This window comes from Nocardia jiangsuensis (assembly GCF_042650385.1).
GTDB classification, from domain to species: Bacteria; Actinomycetota; Actinomycetes; order Mycobacteriales; family Mycobacteriaceae; genus Nocardia; species Nocardia jiangsuensis.
This window is the reverse complement of the sequence record NZ_JBHSAX010000013.1, coordinates 259,348-271,121: the sequence shown is the minus strand read 5'-3', so window position 1 is coordinate 271,121 and position 11,774 is coordinate 259,348. Positions and strand designations below refer to the sequence as shown.

At 73.5% G+C, this 11,774-nt stretch carries 12 protein-coding genes; 5 read left to right on the top strand and 7 right to left on the bottom strand.

Annotation, left to right across the window (positions count from 1 at the left end):
- Positions 1-2: 2 nt before the first annotated feature.
- The 7 genes from ACFO0B_RS12865 to ACFO0B_RS12835 form a co-directional block, all read right to left on the bottom strand.
- Positions 3-866 carry a DMT family transporter gene (locus tag ACFO0B_RS12865; protein WP_378612634.1) on the bottom strand — a complete coding sequence of 288 codons (864 nt, stop codon included), beginning with the start codon at positions 864-866 and terminating at the stop codon, positions 3-5.
- A gap of 293 nt (positions 867-1,159) precedes the next feature.
- On the bottom strand, positions 1,160-2,731 hold the full coding sequence (locus tag ACFO0B_RS12860; protein WP_378612633.1) for a DEAD/DEAH box helicase: 1,572 nt from the start codon (positions 2,729-2,731) through the stop codon (positions 1,160-1,162).
- Between the two features lie 261 nt (positions 2,732-2,992).
- Positions 2,993-3,931 carry a M56 family metallopeptidase gene (locus ACFO0B_RS12855; RefSeq protein ID WP_378612632.1) on the bottom strand — a complete coding sequence of 313 codons (939 nt, stop codon included), beginning with the start codon at positions 3,929-3,931 and terminating at the stop codon, positions 2,993-2,995.
- A 62-nt stretch (positions 3,932-3,993) separates the two neighbouring features.
- Positions 3,994-4,410, bottom strand: a complete 417-nt coding sequence (locus ACFO0B_RS12850; protein WP_378612631.1) for a BlaI/MecI/CopY family transcriptional regulator — start codon at positions 4,408-4,410, stop codon at positions 3,994-3,996.
- A 78-nt stretch (positions 4,411-4,488) separates the two neighbouring features.
- Positions 4,489-5,340, bottom strand: a complete 852-nt coding sequence (locus tag ACFO0B_RS12845) for an ABC transporter ATP-binding protein (protein ID WP_378612630.1) — start codon at positions 5,338-5,340, stop codon at positions 4,489-4,491.
- Positions 5,337-6,455: a FecCD family ABC transporter permease gene (locus ACFO0B_RS12840; RefSeq protein ID WP_378612629.1), complete on the bottom strand. Its 1,119-nt coding sequence runs from the start codon at positions 6,453-6,455 to the stop codon at positions 5,337-5,339. The genes ACFO0B_RS12845 and ACFO0B_RS12840 overlap by 4 nt, the downstream gene beginning before the upstream one ends.
- Positions 6,452-7,492: a FecCD family ABC transporter permease gene (locus ACFO0B_RS12835; RefSeq protein ID WP_378612628.1), complete on the bottom strand. Its 1,041-nt coding sequence runs from the start codon at positions 7,490-7,492 to the stop codon at positions 6,452-6,454. The genes ACFO0B_RS12840 and ACFO0B_RS12835 overlap by 4 nt, the downstream gene beginning before the upstream one ends.
- Positions 7,493-7,617: 125 nt before the next feature.
- Here ACFO0B_RS12835 and ACFO0B_RS12830 point away from each other — a divergent pair, with 125 nt between their 5' ends.
- The 5 genes from ACFO0B_RS12830 (at position 7,618) to ACFO0B_RS12810 (ending at position 11,764) form a co-directional block, all read left to right on the top strand.
- Positions 7,618-8,403, top strand: a complete 786-nt coding sequence (locus ACFO0B_RS12830; RefSeq protein WP_378612627.1) for a hypothetical protein — start codon at positions 7,618-7,620, stop codon at positions 8,401-8,403.
- A gap of 560 nt (positions 8,404-8,963) precedes the next feature.
- Positions 8,964-9,347 carry a PaaI family thioesterase gene (locus ACFO0B_RS12825; protein WP_378612873.1) on the top strand — a complete coding sequence of 128 codons (384 nt, stop codon included), beginning with the start codon at positions 8,964-8,966 and terminating at the stop codon, positions 9,345-9,347.
- Positions 9,348-9,420: 73 nt separating this feature from the next.
- Complete coding sequence (locus tag ACFO0B_RS12820) at positions 9,421-9,723, top strand: urease subunit gamma (RefSeq protein ID WP_378612626.1); 303 nt, start codon at positions 9,421-9,423, stop codon at positions 9,721-9,723.
- A complete protein-coding gene (locus ACFO0B_RS12815) occupies positions 9,720-10,046 on the top strand; it encodes an urease subunit beta (protein WP_378612625.1) in 327 nt (108 codons plus the stop codon). Before ACFO0B_RS12820 ends, ACFO0B_RS12815 begins: the two co-directional genes overlap by 4 nt.
- Positions 10,043-11,764, top strand: a complete 1,722-nt coding sequence (locus ACFO0B_RS12810; RefSeq protein WP_378612624.1) for an urease subunit alpha — start codon at positions 10,043-10,045, stop codon at positions 11,762-11,764. The genes ACFO0B_RS12815 and ACFO0B_RS12810 overlap by 4 nt, the downstream gene beginning before the upstream one ends.
- Positions 11,765-11,774: the final 10 nt, after the last annotated feature.

The following is an 11,774-nucleotide window of genomic DNA, read 5'->3' as shown; positions in this document are numbered from 1 at the left end:
GTTCAGGCCGGGTCCGGGACGGCCTGTGCCTGCGAGCGGGAGAGGATGAGCGTGGTCACCAGCATGACCACCACCGCGATCGCGCAGACCCCGAGCGCGACCGGGCCCGCGCGCAGCCGTTCGCCGAGCACGGCGAGGCTGAAGACCACCGCGACCAGGGGTTCGGCGATGGTGAGCGCGGGCAGCGAGGCGGAGAGCGGCCCCGCCTGGAAGGCGCGCTGCTGGAGGTAGACGCCGAGCAGCCCGGCCGCGATCAGGGCGTACAGCTGCCAGCCGGTGAGGATGTGCGGGATGCCGTGGCGCAGTCCGGCCATCGTCGAGTCGGTGAGCGCGACGGCGAAGCCGTAGAGCGAGCCGGATGCGGTGCCGAGCAGCAGGGCGCGGGCGGCGGGGGTGGTCTCGGCGGCGCGGGCGGAGAGCACGGCGAGCGCGATCAGCGCGAGCAGGACGATGCTGGGGAGCAGCCAGTTCCTGGTCGGGGCGATGTCGTCGGCGTCGGTCGGCTTGCCGATGATCAGGAAGCTCGCGAGCGCGACGGTGAGCGCGGCGGCGGCCACCATCGAGCCGGTGTCGATCCGGCGCCGGTCCAGCCGGGCGGCCAGCGGGAGCGCGAAGATCAATGCGCTGACCAGGATCGGCTGCACCAGGAGCACGGCACCGAGCGTCAGCGCGACCACCTGGAGGGCGTAGCCGCCCGCGTCGCCGATGGTGGCGGCCAGCCAGCGCGGGTTGCGCAGCAGGCTGGAGACCAGCGGCTGGTCCTCGGGGACGGCGGCGGCCGAGCGCTGCTGCGTCACCGCGGCCACCGCGAAAAGCAGGGCGGCGAGGAGTGCGCAGGCGACGGCGGCCGCCGGGTGTCCGGTCATCCGGATAGTTTGCCCGGTGATTGCGGTCGGGCGCGCGGTGCGGCGGGGAACCGCCGCGGTGCCCGGACCTTCACGGCGTGTCGGAAGATCCGGGCGTGTCGCGTGCAGCGTGTTCGGCAGCGCAGGCGCAGGAGGGTGTCCGGTGACCGCGACCGCGGCACCCGCCGAGCGATGGGCGGCGCGGACGAGGCGACGGCCGCGCTGCGCCGCCGCGGCTCGCGGGGCAGGATGCCGACGGGACCGGGGGTCCCGACGGCCGCCGGAGCACTGCCCGCGAGCCGCCGCGCGAACGCCTACGGGGCGCCGACGCTCCGGCTGGCGCGGCGACGGCCGCCACCGTGCTCGCCGGACCGGGGCGTGGTCCGGGTGTCGCCGCCGCGTGAGGCGCCCGCGTGCGTGCGGGCGCCCGCCGTGCGGCTGCCGCCGGAGCGGGTGCCCGGCTCGGCCTGCGCCCCGGCGGACCGCTGGCCCTGCCGTGCGCCGCCCGTGCTCGGCCGTGCGGTCTGCTCGCCACCGGCGGCGCGCTCGCGGCGGGGAGCGCCGGAGCGCTGGCCGCGCGCGGCCTCGCCCTGACGAGCACCGCCACCGCCGCCACCGCGATTGCGCCGCCGCGGCGCCCTTGCGGCCGCGCCATCGGCCGAAACCTGTTGCTGCGCGGGCGCTCCCGGGGTCGGCAGCGGAATGCCGCTCGGGGTGCGGGCATCGGTGATCCGGACCAGCGTCGCGTCGCCCGGCCGCACCGGCGTCGGCTTCAGGTCGAGCCCGGCCTTGCGGGTCATGGCGATCGTGTCGGAGCGCTCCTCCTCCATGGCGATCGTGACGACGACCCCGACCTCACCGGCGCGCGCGGTGCGCCCGGCGCGGTGCAGGTAGGCCTTGTGCTCGATGGGCGGGTCGGCGTGCACGACGAGCGAGATGCCGTCCACGTGGATGCCGCGGGCCGCCAGGTCGGTGGTGACCAGCACCGGGACCGAGCCGTCGGCGAAGGCCGCCAGGGTGCGGACCCGGTTGTTCTGCGCCTTGCCGCCGTGCAGCGCGCCCGCCGCGACGCCGGAGGCGCGCAGCTGCTTGGCCAGCCGGTCGGCGCCGTGCTTGGTGCGCACGAACAGGATGGTGAGGCCCTCGCGGGAGGCGATCTCGGCGAGCACCTGCCGCTTGTCCGCCTTGGTGGTCACCAGCAGGTGGTGCGACATGGTGGAGACGGCGGCCTCGGCGGGCGCGGTGGAGTGGGTGACCGGGTCGGTCAGGTAACGCTGCACCAGCTTGTCGACGCCGCGGTCGAGGGTGGCCGAGAAGAGCAGCCGCTGCCCGTTCTTCGGGGTCTTGTCCAGCAGCTTGGTGACCTGCGGCAGGAAGCCGAGGTCGGCCATGTGGTCGGCCTCGTCCAGGGTGGTGACGGCCACGTCCGAGAGGTTCGCCGCGCCCTGGTTGATCAGGTCGGCGAGCCGGCCGGGGGTGGCGACCAGCAGGTCGACGCCGCGGGCGAGCCGGGCGGACTGCCTGCCGATCGGCGCGCCGCCGACCACGGAGGCGACGCGGAGCCCGAGGGCGCGCGCGGGCTCCTCCAGCGCGCGCTCGATCTGCGCGGCCAGCTCACGGGTGGGGGCGAGGACGAGGCCGCGCGGGCGGCCCGGCTTGGCGGGAGAACCGCTGAGCCGCACCAGCATCGGCAGCCCGAAGGCGAGGGTCTTGCCGGAGCCGGTCGGCCCGCGGCCGAGCACGTCCCGGCCGGCCAGCACATCCGGGATGGCGGCGGCCTGGATCGGGAACGGGGAGTCGAAACCCGCGCGCCGCAAGGCCTGCACGAGCACGGCCGGGAGGCCGAGCTCGGCGAAGGTGGGCACGGCAGGGGAGGGGGAGGTCACGAAGAACCTTTCACGGAAGAGCACGCGGCGGTGTCGTCGCGTGATGCGGGGGGTGCTGCTGCGCACCCGTCGGGCCGGCGCGAGATATCGCGGAATGGTCCGCCCGCAGGGAATGCCGCCACTCGGCGGCCCTGGCCCGGCTCGCTCGCGCGTCCGGGGCCGGTAGCGGAAGAGCATCGCATCCGGGCCCGGCGACAGGCCGGAACCCCCAGGATAGGCGATCATGGTCGGAAAAGCCGAACCGAGTGGTACGAGTCTCGATCAGCTGCGGAAGAGCCGGCTCAGCTCCACCAGCCAGGGCACCGCGACGGCGAGCGTCGGGACCACGAGAATGGCGGCCGAGCCGAGGTAGGCGGCGAGCGCGATCCGCGGGTCGCCGCCGGGGCCTGCTAGCCGCTGGATCCGGATCAGCGTGGTCGGGCCGCCCGCGGCGAGCGCGCCCTGCGGCGCGGTGGATTTGGCGCAGGCCACGAGGGCCCGGGCCAGCGGCGTCGGGCCGGTGACCTTGACCGCGGAGTCGTCGGCGAGCAGTTCGATGAGCAGCTTCACCGACCCGAGCGCGGCCTTGCTGCGCACCACCCGGGGGAAGGCCTCGTGCACGGCGGTGAACGCCTCCAGCACCAGGTCGTGCCTGGCCCGCAGGTGCGAGCGCTCGTGGCTGACGATGGCGGTGATCTCCGGGTCCTCCAGGTTGGTCAGCGTGCCCTCGCTGAGCACCACCCGCTGCCGCAGCCCGGGCAGGCAGTAGGCGATCGGCTCGGTGGCGGCCAGCACCCGGATGTCGGCGGCCCTACGGGTGTCGCCGCTCTGGTCGAGCAGGTCGACCAGCATGCGGTGCCGCGATCGCCTGCGCCTGGTGTGCACGCCGACCCGGACTGCTGCCCAGATGAGCCGCGCACCGACCAGCAGGGTGAGCGCGAAGACGGTGATGTAGGCGACCCAGAGCGGGAACCCGAGCGCGTCGATCTCGCGGGTGGGCGAGGTGGTCGGCCTGCCGTCGGGGCCGGGGACGAGCAGCTCGCTCGCGATGGCGAGCCCGGAGCCGAAGGCGCTGAGCACGGCGGCGAGCGCGATGGCCTGCCAGAGCACGAGGGCGGCCCGCGGCGCGCGGTAGGGCCAGCTCGCCCGGCTGAGCAGGGCGGGGGCCGGCCCGGCGAGAAGCAAGGCGAGACCGGCGAAGACCGGCGCGGTTGCGTTCATCGACTCAGCTCACTGCGTTGTGGGACCAGGACGCTCACGGCATTGTGAGGCCGGTGTCGAGCCTACTGCGGGGACGGCGTGCTGTCGTTCCCGGTTTCGTTCTGCGGCGGGTCGGCGGCTTCGAGTTTGGCCAGCGCCTCGCGCAGCGCGTCCGCCTCGTCCGGGCCGACCTGCTCGACGAAGTGCACGAGGGCGGCGGCGCGGCTGCCCGCGGCGTCGGCCTGCTGCAGCGCGTCGACCATGAGGCTGGCCACCAGCTCGTCCCTGGTGTGCACCGGGGCGTACCGGTGCGCCCGGTCGTCCCGGCGCTGCACGACCAGGTTCTTCTTCGCCAGCCGCTGCAGCACCGTCATCACGGTGGTGTAGGCGAGCTCGCGGCGCGCGGCCAATGCCTCGTGCACCTGCCGTACCGTCTGCGGTTCGTCGGCCGACCACAACTGGTCCATGACCGCTTTTTCGAGTTCACCCAGACCTGCCATCCCTCGATTCTAGGGACTCAACGACACGAAGGCGTACTACAGGGCGTCGTAACCAAAGAATAACTGATGTGGGATCGATCACCCGGGGTGAGCGTCGGCCTTCGCCGGAGCGTCGGCGCCCGGCTTGCCGTGCACGTGCCTGGCGCCGATCGGGACGACCAGCGGCCGCCCCGACATCGGGTCGTCCAGCACCGTGGCCTCCAGCCGGAACACCTCGCGCAGCAGCTCGGGGGTGACGATCGCGGCCGGGGCGCCCTGCGCCACGATCCGGCCGTCGGCCATCACCACCAGCCGGTCGCTGTAGCGGATGGCCAGGTTCAGGTCGTGCAGCACCATGACGACGGTGCGGCCGAAGTCGTCGTGCAGCCGGTCCACCAGGTCGAGCACCTCCAGCGAGTGCGCGAGGTCGAGGTAGGTGGTCGGCTCGTCGAGCAGCAGGATGTCGGTGCCCTGGGCCAGTGCCATGGAGATCCAGGCGCGCTGGCGCTGGCCGCCGGAGAGCTCGTCGAGCGGGCGGTCGGCCAGGTCGGCGATGCCGGTCTGGGCCAGCGCGACGGCGACCGCGTCCTCGTCGCCCGCCGACCACTGCTGGATCCAGGACTGGTGCGGGTGCCGCCCGCGCGCGACCAGGTCGGCGACGGTGAGCCCCTCGGGCGCGATCGGGGTCTGCGGCAGCATGCCGACGATCCGCGCGACGTCCCTGGTGCGCATGGCCGAGATGGCCTTGCCGTCCAGCACGACCTGCCCGGCGCTGGGCCGGAGCAGCCGGCCGAGCGAGCGCAGCAGCGTCGACTTGCCGCAGCCGTTCGGCCCGATCACCGTGGTGACGACGCCGGGCGCGATCTCCAGGCTCAGCCCGTCGACGATCACCCGATCGCCGTACCCGAGGGTGACCGCCTCCGCGGTGAGGTGGTGTTCAGCGCTGGTCATGAGACGGTGGCCTTCCGATTCATCCGCACGAGCAACAACAGCAGGAACGGCCCGCCCAGCGCCGCCGTCACGATGCCGACCGGCAGGTCGACCGGGATCAGGGTGCGGGCGACGATGTCCGAGCCGACCACCAGGATCGCGCCGAGCAGCGCCGAGGCGACCACCGGCTCACCCGGGGTGCGCAGCAGCCTGCGGGCCAGCTGCGGCGCGGCCAGCGCGACGAAGCCGATCGGCCCGGCCACCGCGGTGGCCATCGCCGCGGCCAGCACCGCCGTGCCGATCAGCAGCGCCTGCTGCGCCTGGATCCGGACGCCGAGGCCGCGGGTGGTCTCGGCGTCCATCCGGAGCACCGCGAGGGTGCGGGCGGAGCAGGCCGCGATCACGAGCAGCACGGCGGTCACCACCGCGACCGGGACGAGCTTGCCGGTGTCGGTATTGCTCACCGAGCCGGTGAGCCAGAGCTGGGCCCTTGTCGCCTCCTCCAGGTCGGCGCGGGTCAGCATGTAGCTGATCGCCGAGAGCAGGAAGGCATTGACGCCGATCCCGATCAGCACCAGTCGCAGCCCGGTGGCGCCGCGCTCGCCGGAGGCGCTGCGGCCCCAGGCGAGCAGGTAGATGGCGACGGCGGTGAGCAGCCCGCCCGCCAGTGCGGCCAGCGGGGTGCCGAGCGTGGAGAGCAGCCCGGTGGTCGCGCCCCCGGTGCCGACCACCACCGCCACCGCGCCGAGGCCGGCGCCCGAGGTGATGCCGAGGATGTCCGGGCTGGCCAGCGGGTTGTGCAGGATCGACTGGGTGAGTGCGCCGGCGAGCCCGAGCGCGGCGCCGACCACCACCGCGGTGAGTGCCCGCGGCAGCCGGGAGTCGAGCACGATGAAGCGCTGCGAGCGGGTGCCGCCGCCGGACAGCACGTCGAGCACCCGGCCCAGCGGCAGTGTGGTCTCGCCGACCGCGATATCCACGCAGAAGAGCACGACGAGCACCAGGGTCAGCGCCAGCGCGGTGAGCAGCAGGGCTGGCCGGAACACGGTGGAGAAGCGGGGGGGGCGCAGCGGCCTGCGCACCGCGCGCAGGTTCTCCTTCGCCGGCTTCGGGTCGTGCGGGGCCGAGATGCTCACAGGCTCACCAGCTTCCGCCGCCGGACCAGCAGGACGAAGAAGGGCGCGCCGACCGCGGCCAGCATGACGCCGACCTGGAGTTCGCCCGGCCTGGCCACCACCCGGCCCAGGATGTCGGCGGTGAGCAGCACCAGCGCGCCGAGCAGCCCGGACCAGGGCAGCAGCAGCCGGTAGTCCGGCCCGGTGAAGACCCGCGCCAGGTGCGGGACGACGAGCCCGAGGAACGAGATGGGGCCGACCGCCGCGGTGGCCGCGCCGCACAGCACCACCACCGCGGCGAAGCCGAGCGCCCGGTTCCTGGTGACGTGCACGCCCAAGCCGCGCGCGACCTCGTCGCCGAGGCTCAGCAGGTTCAGCCCCGGCGCGGCGGCCGCGGCCAGGACCAGCCCGAACAGCAGGAAGGGGACGACCTGCCAGAAGACCTCGGCGTCCCGGCCCGCCACGGTGCCGACCACCCAGAAGCGGTAGGTGTCCAGCGCGGTGGCGTCCAGCAGGACAACGGCATTCGTCATGGCCTGCAGGAAGGCGGTCATGGCCGCGCCTGCCAGGACCAGGGTGAGCGGGCTCGCCCCGCCCGCCGACGAGGCGGCGAAGACCGCGAGCCCGGCCAGCAGCGCGCCCGCGAAGGCGAACCAGATGTACTGCTCCGGCGCGGTGAAGGCGAAGAGGTAGACGGCGAGCGCGGCAAGGAAGGCGGCGCCCGCGTTCAGCCCGAGCAGCCCGGCGTCGGCCAGCGGGTTGCGGGTGTAGCCCTGGACCAGCGCGCCCGCGACGCCCAGCGCGCAGCCGGCGAAGAGCGCGAGCACCGTGCGCGGGAAGCGGAGGCCGCGCACGATCTCGGCCTCGGTGGAGCCGGCCGGGCAGCTGAACGGGCCCCCGGGGCAGGTGAGCGCGTCACGGACCGCGCGGTACACGGTGAGCGGGTCGAGGAAGCGGGTGCCGACCGCGACGCCGGCCACCGCGGCGACCGCGAGCAGGGCGAGCAGGACCAGCAGACCGGTGCGGCGGCGCCGTGCGAGCGAGGGGAGTCCGGTCACGGCAAAAATTCTCTCCTGCTTCAACGGTGGTGCAAGTACCGACAAGTCTGGTAAGCCTAACCTATCTTTGAGCTACACCCGTTACCGGAGCCCCGTTCTCACCGGGCTCGCGCCGAGGAGGTCCGATGACCGAGATCATGTCCGACCGTTGCCTGTCCGACGGTCTTCGGAATGCGGCTGTCCGGCGCGGGGAGATCGGATTCGAGCACTGGCGCCCCGGCAGTCCGCGCCGGCCGGAGCAGGCCTTCGCCCGGGTCGGCAACCGGCTGCGCGCGCTGCAGCCGGAGCATCCGCGGGTCTACGCCGTCGCCGCCATGGCCGACCAGGGCAAGCGGCGGTGGTGGCGGCTGGCCGACGGGCTGCGGGAGGGGCGGATCGAGGCCATGTACCGGCGGCACGCCGCCGAGATGGTGCGCAGTGAGGTCGCCGCCGAGGTGGTGGCGACGGCGCTGATCCACGCGGTGGTCGGGCGGGTGACGGCGGCGCTGGTCGCGGATGGGCGGGCCTGGGATCCCGGGCTGGAGAACCTGTGGATCCACACCGACAACGACGGCGGGATCGACTGGGCCGGGCTCTCCGACACCAGCATCCGGGTGCTGGACGGGGATCGGATCGCCCGCGAGTCCGGGGCGCTCGCGCTGCCCTGCGAGGAGGCCATGTTCCTGTGGCTGGCGCATCGCTGCGAGCCTGCGCTCGAGCTGGCGCTCGATGCGCTGAGCAGTTGCGCAGGGTTGACGCCGCGTCGGTTCTGGGCGTTGGTCGGCGAGTCCATCGCCGGGGCGGCGACCTATGTCCCCGCCCTGGCCGGGACGGACCCCGCGCTGGGTGCCCGGCGCGGCCACGGTTTCCTGCACGCGCTGGAAGGCCGCGGGCTTCCGCTGCGGCGCAGCATCGGTTGCCTCGTGCGCTGACGCACGGACAGCGCTCGCTCCCGCGGCTCGAGTTCTGCCGCGGGAGCGGTGTGGCACCGTGCGTCGCGAGGGGAGTGTTCAACGGTTGCGGACGGCTCCGACGTACACCGTCCCCGCCCCGGCGATTCCGCCGCGACCACCGCGTTCCGCGCGGCCGGTGCCGTACGTCGACGGGGGCCGGCGCAGAACCGGCTGCACCGCGAACGACCGGATCTCCGACGGCGGCGGCGCCTGGGCAGGCAAGGCGGCGGCCGGGCTGGGCCGGCACTGGGGAATCTGCGGGTGAACGGGGAGCCGCTGCCGGTGGCCGGGCACTTTGAGAAGAAGGGAGCGGCGGGCTTCGTCGAAACGAAGCCCGCCACACCGGGATCGGGGTCACCGCAGCCCTCGGGACTCACCGGATCCATCTGCACTCGATCCGAGCGCCGGTTATGACTATAGGGCAGGCTTACCTAAGTCCGCAATACCTTCGTTCGAAGCGGACCGGCGGTGGTGTAAAGGTGGAGGACATGAGCGCATCCGACACCGGCTTCTCCCTGTCCGACCTGACCCCGGAACTGATGAACGAGGCCGACAAGGGGTACTTCACCGACTTCATCGGACTGCGCTATACCGAGATCTCGCCGGACCGGGTGCGCGCCGAGTGGACCGTCACCCCGAGCCTGCACCAGCCGGCCGGGATCCAGAACGGCGGTGTCTACTGCACCGTGGTGGAGACGCTCGCCAGCGTCGCGGGCGGGGTCTGGTTCGGTGAGCGCGGCACCGTCGTCGGGGTGAACAACAACACCGACTTCCTGCGCGCGGTGCGCGAGGGGCTGCTGCGCGGCGAGGCGACGCCGATACATCGCGGCCGCTCGCAGCAGCTGTGGGTGGTGGTGATCACCGACGAGCAGGACCGGGTGGTGGCGCGCGGGCAGGTCAGGCTGCAGAACCTGGCCGGCTGATCTTGCCGGGCGGCCGGGGTTCGGCCGTGCCAGAATGACCGTTCGTTCACCCCTCGACCGGTCAGGAGCCCCGATGCGTCTCTCGCCGCACGAGCAGGAGCGGCTGCTGTTGAGCTACGCGGCCGAGCTGGCCCGCCGCAGGCAGGCCCGCGGGCTCCGGCTCAACCACCCGGAGGCGATCGCGCTGATCTCCGACCACGTGCTCGAGGGCGCCAGGGACGGCCGCACCGTCGCCGAGCTCATGACCTCCGGGCGCACCGTGCTCGGCCGCGCCGACGTCATGGACGGCGTGCCGGAGATGATCCACGACGTCCAGGTGGAGGCCACCTTCCCGGACGGCACCAAGCTGGTCACCGTGCACCGGCCGATCGGATGAGCGGCGTGATCCCCGGCGAGTACCTCTGCGCCGACGGCAGCATCGAGCTGAACGCAGGCGCCGCGCGCATCGAGCTGACCGTGCTGAACGCCGGTGACCGCCCGGTCCAGGTCGGCAGCCACGTGCACTTCCCGCAGGCCAATGCCGCGCTGGAGTTCGACCGCGCCGCCGCGCACGGGCACCGCCTCGACATCCCGGCGGGCACCGCCGTCCGCTTCGAACCCGGCCTGCCGCAGCAGGTCTCGCTGGTTCCGCTCGGCGGCAGCCGCGAGGTGCACGGCATCAGCCTGACTCCCCCCGGACCCCTGGACGGCCCCCGATGAGCGAACTCGGACGCGAGCGCTACGCGCAGCTCTTCGGCCCCACCACCGGCGACCGCATCCGGCTCGCCGACACCGACCTGCTGATCGAGATCACCGACGACCTGAGCGGCGGCCCCGGCCGGGCCGGTGACGAGGCGGTCTTCGGCGGTGGCAAGGTGCTGCGCGAGTCCATGGGGCAGTCCCGCGCCACTCGCGCCGACGGCGCACCGGACACCGTGATCACCGGCGTCGTCGTGGTCGACCACTGGGGCATCGTCAAGGCCGACGTCGGGATCAGGGACGGCCGGATCGTCGCGCTCGGCAAGGCGGGCAACCCGGAGACCATGACCGGCGTGCACCCGGACCTGGTGGTCGGGCCGAGCACCGAGATCATCGCGGGCAACGGCCGCATCCTCACCGCGGGCGCCATCGACTGCCACGTGCACCTCATCTGCCCGCAGCTGCTGCCGGAGGCGCTCGGCGGCGGCATCACCACGCTGATCGGCGGCGGCACCGGCCCGGCCGAGGGCAGCAAGGCCACCACCGTCACGCCGGGCGCCTGGCACCTGGCCCGGATGCTGGAGGCCACCGATTCGTGGCCGGTGAACGTCGTGCTGCTCGGCAAGGGCAATACCGTGAGCGCCGAGGCCATGTGGGAGCAATTGCGCGCGGGCGCGGCCGGTTTCAAGCTGCACGAGGACTGGGGCTCCACCCCGGCCGCCATCGACGCCTGCCTGCGCGTCGCCGACGCCTCCGGCGCCCAGGTCGCGCTGCACTCGGACACCCTGAACGAGGCCGGGTTCGTCGAGGACACGCTGGCCGCCATCGCCGGGCGCGGCATCCACGCCTACCACACCGAGGGCGCGGGCGGCGGGCACGCACCGGACATCATCACCGTCGCCTCGCACCCGAACGTGCTGCCCAGCTCCACCAACCCCACCCGCCCGCACACCGTCAACACCCTGGACGAACACCTGGACATGCTCATGGTGTGCCACCACCTGAGCCCCTCCATCCCGGAGGATCTGGCCTTCGCGGAGAGCCGGATCCGGCCCTCGACCATCGCCGCCGAGGACCTGCTGCACGATCTCGGCGCCATCTCCATGATCGGCAGCGACTCGCAGGCCATGGGGCGGATCGGCGAGGTGGTCATGCGCACCTGGCAGACCGCGCACGTCATGAAGCGCCGCCGCGGCGCGCTGCCCGGCGACGGCGCCGCCGACAACCTGCGGGTGCGCCGCTACATCGCCAAGTACACGATCTGCCCGGCCGTCGCGCACGGCCTCGACCACGAGGTCGGCTCGGTCGAGGTGGGCAAGCTGGCCGACCTGGTGCTCTGGGAGCCCGCCTTCTTCGGCGTGCGGCCGCACGCCGTGCTCAAGGGCGGCGCCATCGCCTGGGCCGCCATGGGCGACGCCAACGCCTCCATTCCCACCCCGCAGCCGGTGCTGCCGCGCCCCATGTTCGGCGCGGCACCGCCGGTCGCCGCCGCCACCTCGCTGCACTTCGTCAGCGAGCACGCCATCACCGCCGGGCTCGCGGGGAAGATCGACGTGCGGCGCAGGCTCGTGCCCACCGCCGACGTGCGCCGCCGCGGCAAGGCCGACATGCCGCTCAACGACGCCATGCCGCACATCGAGGTCGAGCCGGACACCTTCACCGTGCGCATCGACGGCGAGGTCTGGGCCGAGGAGCCCGCCACCGAACTGCCGATGGCGCAGCGCTACTTCCTGTTCTGAGCCGCGGTGG